Origin of the sequence: Nocardia sp. NPDC059180 (assembly GCF_042754945.1) — a bacterium.
Classification (GTDB): Bacteria; Actinomycetota; Actinomycetes; order Mycobacteriales; family Mycobacteriaceae; genus Nocardia.
Genome location: NZ_JBHZBU010000001.1, coordinates 220,131 through 240,937, shown reverse-complemented (window position 1 = coordinate 240,937; position 20,807 = coordinate 220,131). Strand labels below are relative to the sequence as shown.

Here is a 20,807-nt window from a genome sequence, read left to right as displayed (position 1 = left end):
CGAGTGGCCCGCGCCGAACCCGGCAACCAGAACACCCTCACCCAGGCCCGAGTGGATTCCTGGACGTGGGCTGTGCGTCTGTTCAAAACCCGCTCCGCAGCTGCTGAAGCCTGCCGCGGCGGACATGTCCGCGTCAATGGTGTCGCGGCCAAACCCGCCCAGCCCGTCCGGCCCGGCGACGAAGTCCGGATCCGGATCAGCGGGATCGAACGCATCGTGATCGTCGAGCGCGTCATCACCAAACGAGTCAGTGCTCCGATCGCCGCACAATGCCTGATCGACCGCAGCCCGCCACCGCCGTCGCGCGAAATCCTGGCCACCATGCCACGCCGGGATCGCGGTGCCGGTAGGCCGACCAAACGTGAACGCCGGGAAACCGACCGGCTCCTCGGGCGCCCCGACTGACCGGGCCTATCCCCTGAACTTCAGAACGAGCCCGCCGCATACCGGTCCCGGCATGCCGATCGGCGCAGCTTGCCGCTGCTGGTGAGTGGCAGCCGGTCACGTTCGGTCAGCACGATATCCACCGGCGCGATGTCATGGGCTGAGGTGACGGCGGTTCGGATCCGCTTGCTCACCTCGGCGGCGGCGCCGGGAGCCGACAGCTCGGCGACCAGGACCAACCGCTCGCCGACGCCGTCATCGTGGCCGAAGGCGGCGATCCGTCCGGTCCGTAGTTCCGGTGCGCAGTCCGCGACGGTTTGCTCGATATCGGCCGGATAATGATTGCGTCCGTCCACCACGATCAGATCCTTGCGGCGGCCGGCGATATAGAGCTGTCCGTCGTAGCCGAAGCCGAGATCGCCGGTGCTCAACCAGCTTTCGGTGGTGCCGGGCAGTGTGTGATCGAAGGTCTGTGCCGATAGCGCAGGCTTGTCGAAGTAGCCGCGGCATATGTTCGGGCCTGCCACCCAGATCTCACCGACACCGCCGGGATCCAACTCGACGCCGCGGTCCGGATCGACGATGGCAATCCGCTGCCCCGTCGGCATCCCGCATCCGACCAACCGCACCCCGCTCCGCTCATCGGAGCCCGCGACGGCCCGCCCGGCAGCGAGAGCCGCTCGGTCGAACAGTTGCGTCACCGGTTCCTCGTCCTGGGCGGCGATGGTCACGGGCAGGGTCGCCTCGGCCAGGCCGAAGCCGGGAGTGTGGGCCCGATGCCGGAATCCGCTGGCGGTGTAGGTCTCGGTGAACTCGGCGAGAGTCTCTGCCCGTACCGGTTCGGCGCCGTTCAGAATCACCTGAAGATCCGAGAGGTCGAGGTGCGCACGTTCCCCCGGGTCGGTCTGTGAAACTGCCAGGGACAAACCGAAATTCGGCGTAGCGGTGGCGGCGGCGCGATAATCGGCACAGGCGCGCAGCCAGCGCGCCGGACGCTTGACGAATTCGCCCGGCGCCATTGTTACGGCCGGCACGCCCGAATACAGCGGCAGCGACAGGCCGAATACCAGACCCATATCGTGGAAGAACGGTAGCCAGGACACGATGGGTGCCTGTGTCGTCGCAGGCAGCGCGGTGCGCAATTGCTCCAGGGCGGCAGTGAGATTCGCGTGCGATACTTCGACGCCTGCCGGGCTTCGAGTGGAACCCGAGGTGTACTGGAGATAGGCCGTTTTCTCGGCGTGGACCTGGGCCAGCGCCTGCGGGTAATCAGGTGCGACAATCGGATTCGCGGCAACCGGGAAATCGACTGCCACCGTCGGGACATGTCCGGCAGTCACCGCCGTACCGCGGTTCCCCGCGCCGACCAGCGTGGCCGAGGGCCGTGCATCGGCGAGGATAGCTTCGAGACGTTCCGAATCGTTGCGTCGTGCCATCGGAAACAATGGCACCGCAATACGTTCAGCGTATAGACAGGCCAGAAAGGCGATCGGGTAGGTGGATCCGTGGGGACACATGATCGCAATGCGATCCCCGGGCGCGCTGATCTCGCTGAGTGTCTGCGCATATTTCCGTGCACCACGGTCCAGATCGGCATAGCTGGTCGCTACCGGATGGCATTCTGTTCCCCGATAACGCAATTCGACGAAGGCCGTCGACTCAGGGCGGTCGCTTGCATGACGGGCAACACGCTCGTGCAATAGGTCGGACCTCGCCGTCATGAGATTCCGTCGGAACCAGCGGGCTCGATGCGGTCGGCGAGTGCTGCCGCCAGGGTTTCGACGGTCGGATGACCGAATAGTTCGGCCGTCGCGATGCGAATGTTCAGTTCCTGCTCGAGGGCGCGCCGCATGTCCACCGCGAGTAGGGACGTGAGGCCGAGATCATTGAAATCGGCTGCAGTATCGAGCGTTTCGGATGTGATGCGCAATGTGGATGCGAGGATCCGTCGTATCAGTGGCATCAACGGCTCCGGCTCGATGACCCGGCCCGCACGACGCAGGTGCAGCCCGGATTGCGGCGCCCGTTCGCCGGCAGGGTCGACATCGCGTGCGCCAGGTGCGGAGGCTCGTTCAGTGGCGTTTACGCCATCCGCGGACCGCGAGTCTCGTTCAATGGCGTAGCCGGCACCGTGTGCGCCAGGTGCGGATCTCGACTCCCCACCGGTGGCGTAATCGGCGCGGAGGGCATCCGGTGCACCAGGTGACTCCTGCGCGAAGCGCGAACCCATCAGCTCGGCCAGCCGCATCGCAACCGGCGCCCGGTCGGAGGTCGGGCGATAGTCCATCGCCACCAGGTGAGGTGCTTGATGACCGATTGCCTCGTGCAGCAGTTCGGCGCCGCGCCTGCCATCGAAGGGCACGACGCCGGCCAGCCGCAGATGCTCGGCCGCACCGGCGGCTTCGGACAACCCGCAATCCCACACGCCCCAGCCGATACTGGTGATCCGACGCTTCGGATAGCAGTGGGCGAGGGTATCCATGGCGGCGTTCGCACAGGCATAGGCGGCTTGGCCGGGGGCGCCGAATGCGCCGGTCGCCGAGGAGAACAGCAGCACGAAATCGGTGGGGTCGGCCGCGGTGAGCTCGATGAGATTGGTGGCGGCGGCGAGTTTCGGCGCGAACATCCGATCCAGTTGTGCCGTGGTGACGTCCTCGATCAGCGCGTCCTCCAACGCACCTGCCGCGTGCACCACACCGCGGATGGTGGAACCGCACTCTCGAATATCGCGCAGTGCGTGGTCGAGGTCGGTGCGGTCGGCGGTATCGCAGCGCACCACCACGATTCGGTCCTCCAGGCCGTCCAACAGCGGCGGCACCGGTCGTGGCGCGCGCGTCGGCACCACCACGTCGCGGGCACCGCTGTCGAGCAGCCAGCGCACCGCCACCGAACCCAGCGCACCGAGTCCACCGGAGACCACGTAGGTGCCGTGCGGGTCGATGGTGGCCGACTGCGGCTGCGGGTCCGCGGGTACGAACCGCCGCGTGGCCGGTTCATTGCCGGTGAGCCGCAGTTCAGTCGGAAGCTCGGGTGAGTTGCCGGTGATGAACCGGGCGAGCATCGCCGTGTCAGCCGCGTCGTCGGCCCACACCAGGCGCACCGCCCGCCCGGATTCCAGCTGCACCGAACGCAGTAAACCCGCGACACCACCGGCCGCACTCGGTTCGGCCCCATGCCCGCTACCCGGGTCCGGCAGCACCACGGTCAACGACGCGGCGGCCGGACTCCGCACAATCCGCTGCACCAGATCCAGCACCCGCCCGATCCGGTCGACGACCGGCCCGGCCCCCGACGCGGGGGCATTCCCACCGCCTGCCGGCCACACCACCACGACGGCCGTCCGCGCCGCCGCCGTCCTGCCAGAGAGCACCGCATCCACGATCGGCCCGGCCGCATCCACCTCACGCGCCACCCGCTCACTGGGCAACACCCGATCCAATTCCCGCGTCAGCCGAACAGCGACATCCGATTCGCCGACCACCAGCGTCCGCCGAATCTCGTCTCCGGGCCGGACGTGTCGTACCGGATCCACAGACCCGCCGGCTGCGCCGCGTGCGGCCGATCCAGCACCCGGTCCGACGCCGGCGTCCGGCGCGCTGTCGGTCGGTCCGCTCAGGATTCGTTCGGCTGCGGGCCTGTCGATCCTGTCGGTGTGTTCGCTTGCGATGGGTTCTGTCGCAGATCTGTCGGTGCGTTCGCTTGCGATGCGTTTGGCTGCGGGCCTGTCGATCCCGTCGGTGCGTTCGCTCGCGGTGCGTCCCGCAACAGACCGGCGGGCTCCTCCGGCCTCCGGCTCACCACCCGGGATCGGAGGTTCGCGTGATGCGTCGATCGCTAGTGGTACCCACACCTCGCGCCACCAGACGGTCGGAGTGCCCGAGTCGGCGATCGCGTGTTCCGGTGTGCCGTAACCTGCCGGGCCCGTCGAGTAGTGCGGCGTTCGGCTCGACATCCGCCCGCTATTCGCCCGGCGCGCTGGGTCATGACTTGCCCAGTCCGACGGGCGCCGGCCCGGCGGTACCTCCGGACGAAGTCCTGGCGAGGCCGCCGATCGGCTCGCCTCGGCCCTGTCGGTGTGCCCGGGTGGAGCCGGCTGCCAGGGATCGCGCTGCCGGTTGCCGGTGCTCCATGGATCGCTGACGTGCTCAGCGCTTGCGGGCGTCCGGGCGCCGCCTGCTGGCCCATGCTCATACCGCTCGAACGAGAGGTTTCCGGAAGACGCGACAGCGCCTGATACCCCGGTGGCCGGTCGGGTGAACCGGATCTGGACGCCGGTGAGGGCGAGGGCGGGGGCGCCGTGCTGGTCGGTGGCGATGATGTCGCCGATGAGGCCGGTGTGGGTGCGGGTGCGCAGCAGAGCATGAACTTCGTGGATGTGGCAGTTCGGTGCCGGGGACAGCCAGGCAGCGGCGACGGCGATCGGCAGCGCAACGGTGTCGGCGGGCAGGGCGGCGTGATCGAGGGCGGCCAGCAGTTGCAGGCAGCCGTCGATGGTCGCGGTGTGTTCGATGTCGGCGCCGGCGAGGGTGCCGATCGCGCGATCGCGGCCGCCGGCAATGGCACGCAGTGGCCGGAACGCAGGTCCGTATTCGAGTCCGCGCTCGCGCAACGCCGTGTAGAAGGCGGTGGGAGCGATGACATGCAAACCGCTGCGACCAGCCCGATTGGCGTCGACCACCCGCATCCATGCGATGATGTCAGCGGGTGTGGGGTCATCGGTGAGCCGTGCTTTAGCCAGCGTTGCGGCACCCGGGGCCTCCGCCCGCACACTTGCCGATTCGCGCCGGAAGACCATCTCGGACGGCGCATCGGCCGCGAGCGGTTCGTGCACGACGACCTCGGCGACCGTCGACCGGCCCGACTCGCGCGCCAGCTGGATGAACCGCCGCAACCAGTACGCGGCGGGCACCAATGCCCTACCACTGACGATGTGATCGGCGAGATCATCTGTGCGCACCCGCGCTTCGCCGGCAATAAGCGGAAACCGGCGACGCCGCCACCGCCTGCGCGGCGCGCCCTCGAAACGGCCGAGCGTCGACCAATCCACCGATCGGCCTTCGAGATACAGCTGCGCGAGACAGGTGAGCAGGCCGGCAGCCTCGTCCTCGCGCACGGTCGCCGGATGAGCGGACCCGCCGAAATCGGGCTGATCACGCACCGCCGGGATCAGCAGCGGGTGCGGGCCGATCTCCAGCACGGTCGATATTCCAGCGTCTGCGGCGCTGTGCAGTGCTCGCGCCAGTTCGACGGTGCCACTGGCGTTATCGAGCCAATATTCGGCGTTCATGACATCGGTGGTGATCGTGCGACCGGCATGGGCGGTGGAGTGCACCGCCATGTGCGGTGTGCGGGCAACGATATCCTTGATGGCAGCGCCGAACTCCGGCAGTACCGCCTCGACCTGCGGACTGTGCGCGGCGAACTCGACCGCGACGCGGCGCGCGAAAATCCCACGCCGCCTCGCCCGTCGCACCACAGTGTCCACCGAGCGCGTCTGCCCCGACACCACCACCGATCGCGGCCCATTGATCGCCGCGATACCGACTGAGGCGCGCAGGGGTTCGACCATCAGCGCCACCTGATCAGGCTCGGCCTCCAGCACCGCCATCGCACCACTACCGTCGAGCCGCGCCAGTGCCCGGCTACGCGCGACAACCACTCGCGCCGCATCCTCGAGCGTCAACGCCCCGCTCACCGCCGCGGCCGCCACTTCGCCGAGGCTGTGCCCGGCCACCGCATCGGGACGAACACCTAGTGAAGCCAGCAGTTCGGCCAGCGCGATCTGATAGACGAACAGCACGGGCTGAACGAAATCTGTTGCGCCTCGATCAGTCCCGTCGGCGGTAAACCCTCGGCGCGGCGTCCACACCCGAGGCCCGCCCGCCTCCCGCACGGCGTCGACGGCGTCGGTCAGCGCACGCGCGAACACCGGATAGCGCGCGGCCAGCACCCGACCCATCCGCGCATGCTGACCACCCTGACCGGAGAACAGGAACAGCAGCCCACCCGGTCGCCGCTGCGCCGAGGGGCCGAGCACTCGAGGATCCTCGGCGCCCGCCGCTACTGCGCGTAGCCGCGCCACGGCATCATCGCCGTCATAGGCGAGCACCGCCGCGCGTACTGCCTGGCCGATCAACCGCGACGCACCGGAGGTCAAGGCGGGCAGCGGAAGTCGTTGGACAGGTGCGAGTATCGGCGCGGGCTCACTCGAGGTCGCTTCCGGATCGAGTGTCCATGCCATGCGCAGCGCCGCGTCGCGCAGCTCGGCGGAATCGCGTCCGGACAACGGAAGCAGGAACGGCGCCGCCGCCCGGACAGCGTCCCTGGGCGCGGCACCACGCAGCGCGATATGCGCGTTCGTCCCGCCGAAACCGAACGAGCTGACCCCGGCGTACCGCTCGGCGACAGGTACGCCACTCCAGTCGATCGGCTCCCGCGGTACGCACAGACCACGCTCGTTCAGGCGCAGCAAGCGATTCGGCGTCACGAAATTGGCGGTGGGCGGGATGGTGCCGTGATGGACGGCCAGGGCCGCCTTGATCAGCCCGGATATTCCGGCCGCCGCTTCCAGATGCCCCACACCGGATTTCATCGAACCGATCCACGTGGTGCGCTCGGCATCGCCGCGCACCTCCGATAACGCGCCTACCTCGATGGCATCACCCAATGTGGTGCCGGTGCCATGACATTCGAGGTAGCCCATGATCGAGGGCGCGACACCCGCCCGCTCCCACGCGGACCGGATGACCTCGCGCTGCGCTCGGCCGTTCGGCGCGTACAACCCGTTGGACCGCCCATCGGAGCCGACGGCGGAACCGGCGATCTCGGCGTAGACGCGATTGCCCTCACGCACCGCATCGGCGCTACGCTGCAATACGACAACGGCGCATCCCTCACCACGGACATACCCGTCGGCGGCGGTGTCGAACGGTGCGCAGCGGCCCTCGGGGGACAGGAAACCGGCTTCGGCCAGATAGTCGGTGGTGTGTGGCAGCAGCGTCAGATTCACGCCGCCGACCACCGCGAACGGCACCGCCGGGTCGGCGAGTAACCGCACGGCCAGATCGACCGCGACCAGCGACGACGAACAGGCGGTGTCGACCACCATGCTCGGCCCGCGCAGGTCCAGAACGTAGGACAGCCGATTGGCGATGACGCTCGACGCCGAGCCGGTCACCGCGAACGGCGGGTCGAAGCCACCCCGGCCGAGTACCACCGCGCCGTGCTCGAATCCGCAGGCACCGAAGATCACCGCACCGGCGGAACCCTGTGCGCGGTACCCGATCCCCGCGTCGTCGAGTGCCTCGACCGCCACTTCCAGCGCGATCCGCTGCTGCGGATCCATCAGCGCGGCTTCCCGGCCCGAAATGCCGAACCATTCATTGTCGAACCGGTCGATATCGGTCAGGTATCCGCCGCGCCGATACCCAGCGCGCCCGTGCGGCGGTATACCGGTGGCGTCGCGGCCCTCGTGCAGCAGCTGCCAGAACTCGTCCACCCCGGAGGCTCCGGGCAGGCGGCAGCCGAGGCCGATGACCGATATCGGCGGCGATGTGGGATGGGGTGCGGTCATCGCATGAGGGAGTCGACCAGTTGTTCGATATCGGGATGGTCGTACAGGGCGGTGATCGGCACCTCGACGCCGAGGACGTCCTCCAGATGCGCGGTCAACCGGGCCAGCTGCGCCGAGCTCAGGCCGAGGTCGGCGAAGGGAGCGGTGGTGCTGATTCGCGACCGGTCCATCGCGAGTATTTCGGCGATGGTGCCGACGGCGGTGTCGGTCAGCAGGGTGCGGCGAAGAGGTTGGCCGCCTGGCTGATTCGCCGGCATCCGTTCTCCCTCCCCGAGTCACGTATCGGCGGCCGCGCACCGCGGCTGGTACCCACGCGATTATGCCGGAGAATCCGGCGTCGGCAAGGCGCGATCCGCGCTGCCTGCGCGCCCTTTCGCCGACACGCCGGAGGGTCTACCGTGACAGCCGTGGCCGATATCCGCGAAGGGCGAATTCCGACCGTGCCGACCCTGCTGCGCTGCTGCGCGGCTCTGGCCGCGACACCGCCCCGGCTGCTGCGTCCACGCCGCCCCGATGCCGCGCTGTTGGCGAGTATCGAGCAGGCGCCGCTACCGCAGGCCCGCGCCACCGTCCGGTTGCGGGTGATTCCGCAGGCGACCTTGGCCGCGCCCGCGACAATCGTCGCCGAGGGGGTGCGCAGCCTGCGTGAGCTGCCGATGGCGATGGCCTCGTATCTGGTCGAGCATCCCAGCGCCCGCTTCCTGGTCGATCCCGCGCTGTGTGCCGACCCGCACAGCCGGGTGTTGCCCGGGCTGCCGTTCCCCATCCCGATGCTGGTGGCGCCCGATAAGCCGGTGCTCGGCCTGTCCGATGCCTTGGCCGCGCGCGATATCGCGGTCTCCGATATCGACTTCGTGCTGCCCACCCATCTGCACTGGGACCATGTCTCCGGTCTGCTCGAACTACCGATTTCGATCGAGATCAAGCTGCCCGCAGCCGAATTGGAGTGGGCGACGACCGGTCCGCAAGCGCCCATGTCGGTGGTGCGGGCGACGCTGGACAACCGTCCGTGCGCCCCGTTCGAACTCGACGGCCCACCTGTCCTGACCTTCCACCGCAGCAAGGACCTCTTCGGCGACGGCTCGGTCGTTCTGGTCGATCTGGCCGGCCACACGCCAGGCAGCATCGGCGTGCTGCTCGCCGTCGACGACGGCTCCCGGGTTCTATTGGCCGGTGACGCCGTCTGGAACAAACTCCAAATCGAGCTGATCCGCGAAAAGGCCCCTATGCCCGGCCTGCTCTTCGACGCCGACCGCGACGCCACCTTCGCCACCATCCACCGCCTGCACGCGCTCCCTGACGGCATCGAGGTCGTCGCGGCCCACGACCACGACGCGGTGACCGCACTGGCTGCCCGGCATCACTGACGATCGCCGCTCGACACGCCGGCCTGGCGCGGCCCCGCCGTTCGGCGGGGCTGGGCGGGTGCTGTCAGCCGAGCAGGAAGGCGCGGGCCTGTTCGGCGACGGGTTCGGGTGCCATCCAGAACGCGGAGTGGTCGTGGCCGTCCAGCGTCAGGACGGTGACGTTGGGCAGGATCGCGGCCAGCGCGTGGGCGCCGTCGCGGATGAAAGCCTCGCCGTTGCCGCCGACGGCCACCGCGATCGGCGCGTCGATCTTCCAGCGGTCGGTCGGCAGCGGCTCGCCGTCCTGGAGTCCGCGCATGATCCGTCCGTCGTAGGCGTAGGTGTGGGCGTACTCGGCCATCAGGTCCCAGGACGGGTCCTGCTTCATCATCGGGATGTACTCGCCGGGGACGCGGATCATCTCGGTCATGAAGTACTCGACGGCCTCGCTGCGTTTCCCGGCCGCGACCAGCGCCTCCTGGTGCTCGACGTAGTCGGCTGGTGCCGCAGGGCGGGAGCCGTCGACGATGAAGGGCGGTTCGTAGAGGTAGAGCCCGGTTACCTTGTCGCCGAGGGCGCTCGCCGCGTCCAGGGTGAGCCCGCAGCCGCCGGAGCCGCTGGCCAGGGCCGCGGTGCCGCCGGCGAGGTCGATCAGCGCGGCGATGTCGTCGATCTCGCGCGCCGGGTCGTAGGGCTGCGGGTCGCCGCTGGCGCCGCGGCCGCGCCGGTCGAAGCTGATCACGGTGAAGTGCGCCGACAGCGCCTCGACGACGCCTGCGACTCCGGTGTGGTCTTCGGCGACGTTGCTGATCACGAGGATCGCCGGGCCGGTGCCGGTTTTACGGTAGGCGATCGCGGTGCCGTCGGCGGAGGTGATGGTGGGAAGGTTCGACATTGCCTGGTCTCCTTGGTGTGGTTCGGTGGGTATTCACGGATACCTCGGAGCCGGTCGTGGATTCTTGACACGAACCGTGAGTGATCTGGGTCACTAAAATACCGGCCTGCACGCGCTCCCTGACGGCACGTACGCCGGCGACCCAGCGTTCAGGCAAAGAGGATGCCGGGGCCCGGAGTTCCTCCGCGGCCCCGGCATACGGTCGATCAGCTCACGACGACGGTGTCCGCCAGCCGTGCGGTGATCAGCTCCTCGGCCTCGCCGACCATGCGTTCGATGAGTTCGGCGCAGGTGGGGATGTCGTGGATCAGGCCCTGGCACAGGCCGACCGACCAGATGCCCGCGTCCAGATCGCCCTCGTCGAAGACCCGGCGGCCACGGGCGCCCGCGACCAGATCGCGCACGTCCTCGAAGGTGCCGCCGGCCTTTTCGATCTCGACCACCTTGCGGCTGATCTCGTTGTCGGCGACCCGGGCGGTGTTGCGCATGGTGCGGAAGATGAGCTGGGTGTCGCGCTCACTGCCCGCGACGATCCGCTCCTTGACCTTGTGATCGATGCACGACTCCTGGGTGCACAGGAATCGGGTGCCCATGTTGACGCCATCGGCGCCGAGGGCGAGCGCGGCAACCAGGCCACGGGCGTCGGCGATACCACCGGAAGCGATCATCGGGATACTCAGTTCGCGGGCGGCTGCCGGGATCAGCACCAGGCCGGGAACATCGTCCTCACCCGGGTGCCCCGCGCATTCGAACCCGTCGATGCTGACGCCGTCCACACCGATTCGCTCGGCCTTGACTGCGTGCCGCACGCTGGTGCACTTGTGCAGCACCTTGATGCCCGCGTCCCGGTAGTACGGCAGGAACGGTTCCGGATTGCTGCCCGCGGTCTCCACGATCTTGACGCCGCTGTCGATGATCGCCTGCACGTATTCGGCGTACGGGGGTGGGTTGATCGAGGGCAGGATGGTGACGTTGACGCCGAAGGGCTTATCGGTCAGCTCCCTGGTGCGTGCGATCTCGCGGCGCAGGTCGTCGGGGGTCGGCTGGGTGAGGGCGGTGATGAAGCCGAGCCCGCCCGCATTGGCGACCGCCGCGACCAGTTCGGCGCGACCGACCCACATCATGCCGCCCTGCACGATCGGATGTTCCACACCGAAGGTCTCGGTGAACCTGGTCCGCAGCATTGCGCTTCTCCCTCTGCTCGTCGCGGGCGCACCCGCTTTCGGGGAGATCGTGGCATGCGAATCGTGCTCACGACAAGGTGGAAGTGAGTCGTGATTCGCATGCGGATGCGATATTGCTGGTTGCGTGGACCGGTTCGTCGAGCTGGATAAACAAGGATCAACCTGCAATTATGTCCCAACCAGCCGTTCCGGGCTCGAAGCCGAACGATTAACGCTGAATCAGGTGCGGGAATCCTTGTTGCGAGGTAAGTTACTTGTTATTCTTCGCACAGGTTGAGCCCGTCACCACCGTCGGAGGCTCCGGCGGCACCGTGCGGGAGAGGAGTGCCTGGATGACCACCGGTGTGCAAGCGTTGGACGAGCCGATCAGATCGCGGCGCAACCATTGGAACAATCAGCTCGCGACCCACGCGGCCATGCGGCCCGACGAGGTCGCAGTGCGGTTCCGTGGCGCCGACACCACCTGGCGTCAGCTACACGAACGCTCGCTGAAATTCGCCGACGCGCTGGCCCGCCGCGGTGTCGGCTTCGGTGACCGGGTGCTGATCCTGGCGCTGAACTATCCCGAATACCTCGAGTCGGTCTTCGGGATCAACGCCCTCGGCGCCATCGCGGTCCCGGTGAACTTCCGGCTCACCCCGCCCGAGGTCGCCTACATCGCCGCCGACAGCGGCGCCAAGGTGATCGTCACCGATACCGTGTTGCAGCCGCTGGCCGCCGCGGTGCGCGCGCAGACCTCGTCGCTGGAGAACTGTGTCGTCATCGGCGGGCAGTCCGGTGACGGTGTGCTCGGCTTCGACGAGCTGCTCGCGGAGGAGGGCCGGGCGCACACACCCCTCGACATCCCCGAGGACACGCCGAGCCTGATCATGTACACCTCGGGAACCACGGGTAGCCCCAAGGGCGCGATTCTGTCGCACGCCAATATGAACGCGCAGGCCCTCACCTGTATCCGGGCGCTGGCAATCGATCAGGAGTCGATCGGCTTCTGCACCTCGCCGCTGTTCCACATCGCGGGCTTGGGCAGCCTCGCACCGTATTTCGTGGTCGGCGCCAAGACGGTGCTGCATCCGCTCGGCGCCTTCGACGCCACCGAATTCCTCGACGCGATCGAAGCCGAACAGGCCACCACCGCCTTCTGTGTGCCCGCGCAGTGGCAGCTGATCTGCGCCGACCCCACAGTCATCGAGCGCAAGCTCGCGCTGAAGGCGCTGAGCTGGGGTGCCGCTCCCGCCTCGGATACCGTCCTGCAAGCCATGGCCGACTGCTTCCCGGACGCGTTCAATGTCGCGGTGTTCGGCCAGACCGAGATGTCGCCCATCACTTGCGTGCTCGACGGTAAGGACGCCATCCGCAAGCTCGGTTCGGTCGGCAAGCCGATCCCGACCATTCAGGCTCGCATCGTCGACGACGAAATGAACGATGTCGCCCCCGGCGAGGTCGGCGAAATCGTGTATCGGGGACCGACTCTCATGCAGGGCTACTGGAACAAGCCCGAGGCCACCGCCGATGCCTTCGCCGGCGGCTGGTTCCACTCCGGTGACCTGGTCCGCCAGGACGAGGAGGGCTTCATCTATGTGGTGGACCGCAAGAAGGACATGATCATCTCCGGCGGCGAGAACATCTACTGCGCCGAGGTGGAGAACGTGCTCTTCGCCCATCCGCAGATCCGCGAGGCCGCGGTGATCAGCCGGCCGCACGAGAAGTGGGGTGAAGTCCCGGTCGCGGTGGTCGCCCTCGCCGACCCGGAGACCGAACTGACCCTTGCCGATCTGGAGGCCTTCCTCAACGACAACCTGGCCAGGTACAAGCACCCCAAGGAGCTGGTTGTGGTCGCTGAGCTGCCGCGCAATGCCAGCGGCAAGGTCGTGAAAGTCGAGCTGCGCAACAGCCATTCGTAGGTTTCACGTGAATCGTCGCCGCCGCCTGGACCATTGACGGCGGATCCGGGCCGCCGTCATCCGTGCCGCCCCGGGGATAATGCCGCCCACCTCTGAACCCAGCGAAACTCGTTGTCGCTCAGAGGTGGGCGCAACTCTTGCTGCGTGCGAGCGGTGCTTCGGCTCAGATCATGTTCTTGTTGGTCATCCACCGCATGACCTGCCATCCGCAGAACACCGGCAGCCAGCAGGTGAGCACGCGGTAGAGCAGCACCGACGGCACGGCGACTTCGATGGGCAGGCCGAAGGCGGCCAGGCCACCGATCAGTGCGGCCTCGACCGCACCGACACCACCGGGCGTCGGCGCCGCGGAGGCGAGGGTGCCACCGATCATCGTGACGATCGTGACGGTGACGAAGGTCGTTCCGCCGCCGAAGGCCTCCACGCTCGCCCATAGTGCGAGCGCCTGGCCGAGGGTCAAGGCGGCGCAGCCTGCGATGATGATGGCGAACCGCTTCGGGTCGCGCGCGAGATCGGTGAGTTCGCCGAGCACCTCTTGCAACTGCGGCCGCACCGAAGTGTTCAACCAGCGGCGCAGTTTCGGCACGAACATGAAGGTGCCGATGATGCCGACGCCGACACCGGCGAGCAGGTAGAGGATCGTCGCGTCGGGCACGAAATGCGACAGATCCGCCGAGGTCCCCGCGGCGATGCTGAAGAACACCAGCAGGCTGATGTGGGTGAGAACCTGCACCGCCTGCTGCAACGCCACCGCGGCCGTCGCCCGGACCGCGCCGAGCCCGCCCTTCTGCAGGAAACGCACGCTCAACGCGAGACCACCAACGCGCGCGGGAGTGGTTGTCGCCGCGAAGGTATTGGCGATCTGCATGATCACCAGATTGCGGAAGCTCACCACCCCCGACGCGCACGCCCACAGCGCGGCCGCGGTGCCGATGTAGGTCAGCGACGACAGCGCGAGGCCCGCGAACGCCCACCACCAGTTCGCGGTGCGCAGCTGGCTGAAGAACGTCGGCACCGCGCTGATGAACGGATACGCCACGTACACCAGGGCGACCAGCAGAACCAGCTGGATGATGCTCTTGCGGCTGAACCGGGTGATCTGCTCGGCTTCGATGCGGTCCTGGCCGGTTTGTTTGCGGACCTCCTCGCGGGTGCCCGAGACCACCGATTTCCAGTCCGGCACCGATTTCCGGATCCCGGACGGCATCCCCGATTTGGTCAGTCGACGAGATGCGGTGAGTACCGACTGCTCGCCGAGGCCCGCGATAGCCGCGCGCACCGCGACGTCCCGGCCGAAGATCGCCGCTGTCGTCACCAATAGCTGCGCCACGTCGGATTGCACCTGCGCATCCGTGGCACCGAGTTCGGCGCCGACGAATCCGCCGAACCGGATGACGCCGTCTTCGATGCGGATCTCGTCGGGGCGCAGATCGCCGAGCGCGATCTGCTTGCGGTGCAGCGAGTCCAGCGACTGCCACAGCCCCGGCAGCACCTTCTCGTCCAGCTCGGCCAGCGCCTTTCCGCACGGCACCGTGTGTGCGTACAGCATCCATCCACGATCCAGCGACGCCACCGCGACCGGGGCATGCGCCGCCATCCCCAGGTCACCGATCGCGATAGCCATCAGCGCGCGATGTTCGACCGCCCGGTGCATCGAACCGTGCAGCGGCGCGGTCTCGCTGGAACGGAAGGTGAGCCAGCGCCACAGCTGCCGCAGTGCGCCGTAACTGCGCTGATTCTTGCCGTACAGCTCCACCGTGAGCAGTCGCTGCGGGCCTGCGACGGCCGCCGACAGTATCAGCGGCCCAGGACCCGATGGCCGCACGACGGTGAACGCGGTGACGGTGAACCCCCGCTTGGCCAGCACCCGCACGGCGGCATCGAGCGGAACCTCCAGCGCGGGGGTGCCGACCGCGAGCACGATCACCGCACCCACCAGCCAACCGACCGCCAGCCCGAACATCGCCCTCGCGGGCACGACCGTACTGACCACCAGATGGATCGGTGCGAATGCCAGCAGCAGAAACCACATCCAGCGCCGGGCCCGCACCGGCAGCCACGGACTCGACACCGTGAGCACGGCGGCCAGCATCGCGATCCAGCGCGGATCGTCGAGGAACTGCTGTAGGAAGGTGTTGTCCAGTTTGTCGGGCACCTGAAAATGCCATTTCGGCGCCGACAGCCCGGTGCCGGTGATCGAGAGCAGCAGCCCGGCGACCAGCCCCGCCGCGGCGTATCCGGCCAGCAGCTTCCAGTGCCTGCCCAGCACGAGTTCGATCAGAATCGCGAACGGGAGGATCAGAATGGCGATGCCGTAGAGCAGGTACACCAAATTGGACTGGGCGGGGTTGAGGACGCCGACGATAGGCGATATCGAACGTTCCAGAGCGAGCCACTCCGGGCGGGTGATCATCGAGCCCGCGATCACCACCCCGACCCCGAGCGCGGCGAGTACGACGCGAATGATGTCACTGGTGCGCCGGGTCAAGGGCTGCAGCAGGCTGCCCGTGACCGGGATTTCCCGCCCATCGACTCGCATGTCGTATCGGTACTTTCGGATCGAGTTGAAGCTACGCCGGCCACCCTCGCTCACTGCAGGTGAGTATGCAGGAGGCCGACGCGGACGATACACACCAACACGCCGCACCGATGTCCGCCGATCGGTTGCCTGGGCGGGCGCGAGGTGGTATCGGTGGCGCGGTCGTGACTTGCCCGCGCCGGTCGTGCGCCTCCGGGCTTGCCGCCCGGACGGCGATCAGTGCTGCCGGCTTCTCGTTGCTGGGATGACTGGCCGACCCGCGGCCCGCCCGTGTGCTGTTCCGGGCCCGGTGCGAGCGGACGACTACCGGACTCAGGCCCCCGTCATGCGAGCGTGGCGACCGACCGGGGGACCGGACGGTGGGACGACGCTGAACACCGTCCCCGTCATCTCCCCGCTGTCGAGCTCGACGATGGCGCGCACGACCTTGGTGGTGGCGATGGAGCCGGGGAATGCGTCCGGTGCGATCGCGTTGACCCGCACGCCGAACTCGTCGAACTCGTCGGCCAAGTGGCGCGTCAGCTTGTTGAGCGCGGCCTTGGACGTGCCGTACAGCGTCTGACCACCGAAGACTTCCGGCCCCGACATGCTGGAGACATTGACGATATTGCGATTGTTCGCGCGGTTGGCCGCATCGTCGTGCAGCCAGGACCGCTGCGCCAGCCGCGTCGCCAGCCGCAGCGGCACCTCGACATTCAGCGTGAACACCGGTGTGAACGCGTCGAGTGCGGCGTCGCCGTCGACCACACCGAGCGGATGCAGCGCCATGTTCGCGGCGTTGTTCACCAGCAGATCCACCCGGCCGAATTTGGCCAGCGCCAGATCGACGACGCGTTCGGGCTCGCCGGGCTGGGTCAGATCTGAATGCACCACGAAGACCCGCGACTCGTTCTGCGGAACCGCCCGGTCCGGTTCGAGCGGGTCGACGAACCACTCCTCCTGCGAAGGCGCCGCCGGAACCCGGTTCCGGCAGACCGCGACGATGTCGTAATGGGTGTAGGTGGCGCGGCAGAAGGCGTCGCCGAGCCTGCCGCCGGCGCCGGTGATCAGGCAGACCCGGCGTTCACCATTGGACAATGCGGTCTCCTCCCCAACGCCGCACCACGTCGGCCTTCGGCCGGTGCAGCCACATCACCACGCAATTGCGTTCGGCGGTGTTGGCACCGGCGAAGGCATGCCACGAGCGCGGTGTGCATTCGAACATCACCATCGAGTTGTTCAGCGGCGGGACGGCTTTCGCGGCCCGTGCACCGCGCTCACCCCGGGCGAACAATGCGGTCTCGCCACCGTTGCCCGGCTCCCACGGCGAGTTCGCCAGATAGAACAGCAGCGTGACGGCGCGCACCGTTTCCCTGGCTTCGACACCAGCGGTGCGCGGCCCGGTCTTGGTGTCCACGGTCGAGTCGGGGACACGCACTTCGCCAGGGCCGGGTGCGGCGCCCGAGAACCAGGCAGGCGCGAGATCGTTGTGCGGCCAGCCGCGCGGGCTGTCGACCGGATGGCAGTGCAGCGACGCCTCGACGTCACCGGTCGCCTCGACCCCCGCGACGCCCGCGATCATGTCGTGCCATTCGCGGGACTGGAAGACCGCCAGCGGTCCGTCGCGCAGCTCGGTCAGCCGAATGCCGGTGGCGCCATAGCCTTCGGCGACCTTGCCGAACCGGTCCGGATGGTCGGTGCGGGCCCGCTCGAACTCGTCGGCGAGCCGCTGATAGAACTCGGGCGCGAACACATCGCGCGCGTATACATGCGGAAACGGCTCGGTACGGCGTATCCAGTGCCGACTGCCGAGCAGATCCGCGAACCATTGCGGGGCGGCGGCCCGCCGCTCCGATTCCCCTGCCACGATCACTCCCTCCCGGACGAACACCGCGATCTTATTGCACAACGGCGCCGATGCACGTCCGCAGTAGCCGAACCGCTCTCGGTGGTGGCGAACGCGAGGTGGCCTGCCTCCGGGCATGATCAACCGGTGAGTCGTGATACCCGTATCTGTTTCGTCGGCGACTCGTTCGTCGCCGGCGTCGGCGATCCCACCGCGCTCGGCTGGGCCGGCCGGCTGGTCGCTGACACGCACGCCGAGGGCCATCCGGTCACCGCCTACAACCTCGGTGTGCGCAGGCAGACCTCCACCGATGTCCGAGCCCGCTGGCTCGGCGAATGCCTGCAGCGTCTGCCGGACGGTGTCGACGCGCGTGTGGTGTTCTCGTTCGGGGTCAACGACTCGACGTGGGAGGACGGCCGAGTCCGGGTCGCGCCGGAGGATTCCGCAGACAACCTGACCGCGATGCTCGCCACCGCCGCCGCGCACGACTGGCGGGTGTTGGTCATCGCACCGCCGCCGATCGATGACGATGAACACAACACGCGCACAGCCGCACTGGACGCCCGGTTCGCCGATATCTGCGCCGCAGCCGAGGTCCCCTATGCGCGTACCCATCAGCCGCTCAGCACGGACCCGACGTGGCGGCACGAGGTGCGTATCGGCGATGGTGCGCATCCAGGTGCGGCTGGGTACGGCGTCCTGGCTGCGTTGATCCGACCATCTTGGCGGGAGTGGTTGTCGCGCTGATCCCACCGTCTCGGCTGTCTGGGACGCTGCCGTCGGCCGGTATTCGTCAGAATCTCAGCTGATAGGCACGCGCTGCACCGCACGTATTCGCCGCTCGGACGCCAGATCGATCGGCCGCTCGCCCGTTCCAGCAGCCGCCCGCTGGAACACCTCGTCGAGGAACGGCAGGGCAGCGACCACTTCATCGAGATAGGAACCCTGGGCCTCGAGCTGGCTCAGCGCGCCGATCAAGGTGAGCCCGGCACGGGCGAACGGCGTGAACGGCGCGGGCATGGCCAATTCCCTGACGACGTTCGACAGCCGGGGATTCGTCGTACGCACCACCTGCTTGCGCAGCCAGCGTGTGGTCAGCTGGAACGTGTTGTGCCGCAGCGGCTCACCGCATTCGCCGAGAGCGGAGACCAGCGCGTCGGCATCGAGTGGGTGGCCCGGCGCAACGAATGCGTGTGCGCGCACCGCTGCTTCGAGCTCGGGCGGGCCGCCGGTGAAGAACGCGTCGCAGAAGTCGTAGGCCAGTGTGCGGAATTCGGCGGGCCACGGAGAACAGGCGCCGAAATCGACGATGCCGAGCCGCCCGTCGGGCAGCAGCCGGAAATTGCCGGGATGCGGATCGCCGTAGAGCAGATCGTGCCGCCACCCCGACAGCACGAACCGCGTCATCAGCATGCCGATCCGATCGCGTTCGGACGTGCTGCCGGAAGCGATGATTCGCGATACGGGCGTCCCGTCGAGCCATTCACTGATCAACACATCCCCGCGCTGCTGCACCACCGCGGGGATGTGGAAGTCCGGATCGTCGGCGAAGGCGGCGGCGAAAGCGCGCTGATTGTCCGCCTCGGCGCCGTAATCGAGTTCGTCGCGCACGCAGTCGCAGATCGCCTCGGTGACCGCCTTGACGTCGGCGCCGGGCAGGAATACCGATGCCAGCGTCGAAATGCGGCGCAATTGCGTCAGATCGGCCTCAACGGCCGCCCGCCCGCCCGGATACATGATCTTGACCGCCACCGGCCTGCCGTCGTGCCATACCGCGCGATGGACTTGGCCGATGGAAGCGGCCGCCGCCCGGCGATCGTCGAATTCGCGGAACGATGCGCGCCAGCCGCCGCCCATGCTCGCCGCCATCGCGGCGTCGACCGTCGGCGGCAACATGATCGGCGCCGCGTCCTGCAGACGCGTCAGCGCGATCTGATAGGGACCTGCTATATCTTCGGGGAGCGCGAGCTGATAAATGGACAACAGCTGACCGAGTTTGGTGGCGCAACCCTTCAACTCACCGAGCACCTCGAAGATGTGCTGCGCGGTGCGCAATTGGATCTCCCGGTTCACCTCGTCCGCCGAACGGCCGAGTGCCCGCCGGCCGACCCCCGCCGCGCGTCGGCCCGCGTAGGCGACCGGAAGGGCTGCCAGCCTGGCATTGCGTGCCGCCCGGCTCATCGGCGGTGCGCCGTCAGGGCGTGCCGGGAACAGGCCGGAACGACCCGTCGCCTCGCCTCCCGCCCGGCCGTTGCCCCATCGAGTGGTCATGATTCACCTCACACTGCGCCGCCCCGTAGTATCCATGTGCAGTCTGGCACATTGCGCCTAGACTGTCTGGGACGTATGGATGAAGGTGAGAGGTACACGATGGGATCCCGGACGGTGGTCGCCGACGCTGCCGATGAGCTGGCACGCCGGGTCGCCGCGGGGGAGTACCGGCCCGGCGAGCTGATGCCCTCGGTGCGGCAGGTCGCCGACGAATTCGAGATGAACCGCGCCACCGCGCAGCTCACCCTCGGCAGGCTGGAGTCCTACGGCTTCGTCGACGCACGCCGCGGCAAGGGCTTCACCATTCGCGACGTGCGCGAAATCGGCGGCATCGACGTCTACCGGCATCTGTTCCGGTACTCGGTGCCGATGCCCGAGGTCGCGATCGAGATGTTCCGCGACATCGTCGAGGTCGAGCGCGGCATCGTGATGGACGCGCTGCTCGCCTACACCGCGGGCCGCTGCGATGCCGACCCGGTGGCGCTCAAGGCCGATATCGACACCCTGGAAGCGCTTGCCCGCCTGGAGGTTCCGGACTACCGCGAGATTCTCTCGGTCGAGATCGGCCTGGTGCGCAGGCTGCTCACCGCGCTGGGCTCCAGCATGCAGCGCGCGATCTTGAACTCCATCGGCGAGATGGTGCTGGAAGTGCCCGAGGCGATCGAGGCGTATTTCGCAGGCGCCGCCGATCTGCACGTGCTGGTGTGGCGGGCGTTGATGGCGGTGTGGGAGTCGGACTCCGGGCCGTCCCAGGCGCAGCTCGCGCTCTTCGAGGACCTGTTCGGGATGTATCACGAGAAGGTGCTCGCCCGCTTCGCGGAGTTGCTGGACGGTGTCGAGGAGCCCGTGGCGACGCACGCCGAGACCGCGTGAGGCCACGCTGCGAGGG

The 20,807-nt window shown here is 68.0% G+C and carries 14 protein-coding genes; 5 read left to right on the top strand and 9 right to left on the bottom strand.

Annotated elements, in window-relative coordinates; translation table 11 throughout:
- The first annotated feature begins 3 nt into the window (after positions 1-3).
- Entirely contained in the window at positions 4-405 is a 402-nt protein-coding gene (locus tag ACFXNW_RS01105; RefSeq protein WP_379414980.1) for an RNA-binding S4 domain-containing protein, read from the top strand.
- Positions 406-425: 20 nt separating this feature from the next.
- On the opposite strand, the gene ACFXNW_RS01100 is transcribed toward ACFXNW_RS01105, so the two are convergent.
- The 3 genes from ACFXNW_RS01100 to ACFXNW_RS01090 are packed head-to-tail and all read right to left on the bottom strand — an operon-like array spanning position 426 to position 8,214.
- On the bottom strand, positions 426-2,105 hold the full coding sequence (locus tag ACFXNW_RS01100) for a fatty acyl-AMP ligase (protein WP_379414979.1): 1,680 nt from the start codon (positions 2,103-2,105) through the stop codon (positions 426-428).
- Entirely contained in the window at positions 2,102-7,957 is a 5,856-nt protein-coding gene (locus ACFXNW_RS01095; RefSeq protein ID WP_379414978.1) for an SDR family NAD(P)-dependent oxidoreductase, read from the bottom strand. The genes ACFXNW_RS01100 and ACFXNW_RS01095 overlap by 4 nt, the downstream gene beginning before the upstream one ends.
- Positions 7,954-8,214, bottom strand: coding sequence for an acyl carrier protein (locus ACFXNW_RS01090; protein WP_379414977.1), 261 nt, complete (start codon positions 8,212-8,214; stop codon positions 7,954-7,956). The genes ACFXNW_RS01095 and ACFXNW_RS01090 overlap by 4 nt, the downstream gene beginning before the upstream one ends.
- Positions 8,215-8,364: 150 nt before the next feature.
- Between ACFXNW_RS01090 and ACFXNW_RS01085 the strand changes: the two genes are divergently transcribed.
- Complete coding sequence (locus ACFXNW_RS01085; protein WP_379414976.1) at positions 8,365-9,324, top strand: MBL fold metallo-hydrolase; 960 nt, start codon at positions 8,365-8,367, stop codon at positions 9,322-9,324.
- 64 nt (positions 9,325-9,388) lie between these two features.
- Here the strand turns inward: ACFXNW_RS01085 and ACFXNW_RS01080 are convergent, their stop codons facing one another.
- The gene (locus ACFXNW_RS01080) at positions 9,389-10,198 is read right to left on the bottom strand and encodes an alpha/beta fold hydrolase (RefSeq protein ID WP_379414974.1); all 810 of its coding nucleotides are present in this window, start codon (positions 10,196-10,198) and stop codon (positions 9,389-9,391) included.
- A gap of 206 nt (positions 10,199-10,404) precedes the next feature.
- Positions 10,405-11,382: an NAD(P)H-dependent flavin oxidoreductase gene (locus tag ACFXNW_RS01075; protein WP_379414972.1), complete on the bottom strand. Its 978-nt coding sequence runs from the start codon at positions 11,380-11,382 to the stop codon at positions 10,405-10,407.
- A 332-nt stretch (positions 11,383-11,714) separates the two neighbouring features.
- Between ACFXNW_RS01075 and fadD5 the strand changes: the two genes are divergently transcribed.
- A complete protein-coding gene (fadD5, locus tag ACFXNW_RS01070) occupies positions 11,715-13,283 on the top strand; it encodes a fatty-acid--CoA ligase FadD5 (protein WP_379414970.1) in 1,569 nt (522 codons plus the stop codon).
- A 163-nt stretch (positions 13,284-13,446) separates the two neighbouring features.
- Here fadD5 and ACFXNW_RS01065 read toward each other — a convergent pair whose 3' ends face one another.
- From ACFXNW_RS01065 to ACFXNW_RS01055, 3 genes are all read right to left on the bottom strand, one after another.
- Positions 13,447-15,822: a YbhN family protein gene (locus ACFXNW_RS01065; RefSeq protein ID WP_379414969.1), complete on the bottom strand. Its 2,376-nt coding sequence runs from the start codon at positions 15,820-15,822 to the stop codon at positions 13,447-13,449.
- A gap of 312 nt (positions 15,823-16,134) precedes the next feature.
- Complete coding sequence (locus ACFXNW_RS01060; RefSeq protein WP_379414967.1) at positions 16,135-16,899, bottom strand: SDR family NAD(P)-dependent oxidoreductase; 765 nt, start codon at positions 16,897-16,899, stop codon at positions 16,135-16,137.
- A complete protein-coding gene (locus tag ACFXNW_RS01055; protein WP_379414965.1) occupies positions 16,886-17,668 on the bottom strand; it encodes a 2OG-Fe(II) oxygenase in 783 nt (260 codons plus the stop codon). Before ACFXNW_RS01055 ends, ACFXNW_RS01060 begins: the two co-directional genes overlap by 14 nt.
- Positions 17,669-17,794: 126 nt before the next feature.
- Between ACFXNW_RS01055 and ACFXNW_RS01050 the strand changes: the two genes are divergently transcribed.
- Entirely contained in the window at positions 17,795-18,394 is a 600-nt protein-coding gene (locus ACFXNW_RS01050; RefSeq protein WP_379414964.1) for a GDSL-type esterase/lipase family protein, read from the top strand.
- A 54-nt stretch (positions 18,395-18,448) separates the two neighbouring features.
- Here the strand turns inward: ACFXNW_RS01050 and ACFXNW_RS01045 are convergent, their stop codons facing one another.
- Positions 18,449-19,918, bottom strand: coding sequence for an ABC1 kinase family protein (locus ACFXNW_RS01045; RefSeq protein ID WP_379414962.1), 1,470 nt, complete (start codon positions 19,916-19,918; stop codon positions 18,449-18,451).
- 99 nt (positions 19,919-20,017) lie between these two features.
- Between ACFXNW_RS01045 and ACFXNW_RS01040 the strand changes: the two genes are divergently transcribed.
- A complete protein-coding gene (locus tag ACFXNW_RS01040; RefSeq protein ID WP_379414961.1) occupies positions 20,018-20,791 on the top strand; it encodes a GntR family transcriptional regulator in 774 nt (257 codons plus the stop codon).
- Positions 20,792-20,807 lie beyond the last annotated feature (16 nt).

Bases quoted from the DNA above. Each gene is read 5' to 3' on its own strand.
- ACFXNW_RS01100 (WP_379414979.1), bottom strand. From the start codon at position 2,105: ATGACGGCGAGGTCCGACCTATTGCACGAGCGTGTTGCCCGTCATGCA.
- ACFXNW_RS01095 (WP_379414978.1), bottom strand. From the start codon at position 7,957: ATGACCGCACCCCATCCCACATCGCCGCCGATATCGGTCATCGGCCTC.
- ACFXNW_RS01090 (WP_379414977.1), bottom strand. From the start codon at position 8,214: ATGCCGGCGAATCAGCCAGGCGGCCAACCTCTTCGCCGCACCCTGCTG.
- ACFXNW_RS01080 (WP_379414974.1), bottom strand. From the start codon at position 10,198: ATGTCGAACCTTCCCACCATCACCTCCGCCGACGGCACCGCGATCGCC.
- ACFXNW_RS01075 (WP_379414972.1), bottom strand. From the start codon at position 11,382: ATGCTGCGGACCAGGTTCACCGAGACCTTCGGTGTGGAACATCCGATC.
- fadD5 (WP_379414970.1), top strand. From the start codon at position 11,715: ATGACCACCGGTGTGCAAGCGTTGGACGAGCCGATCAGATCGCGGCGC.
- ACFXNW_RS01065 (WP_379414969.1), bottom strand. From the start codon at position 15,822: ATGCGAGTCGATGGGCGGGAAATCCCGGTCACGGGCAGCCTGCTGCAG.
- ACFXNW_RS01045 (WP_379414962.1), bottom strand. From the start codon at position 19,918: ATGACCACTCGATGGGGCAACGGCCGGGCGGGAGGCGAGGCGACGGGT.
- ACFXNW_RS01040 (WP_379414961.1), top strand. From the start codon at position 20,018: ATGGGATCCCGGACGGTGGTCGCCGACGCTGCCGATGAGCTGGCACGC.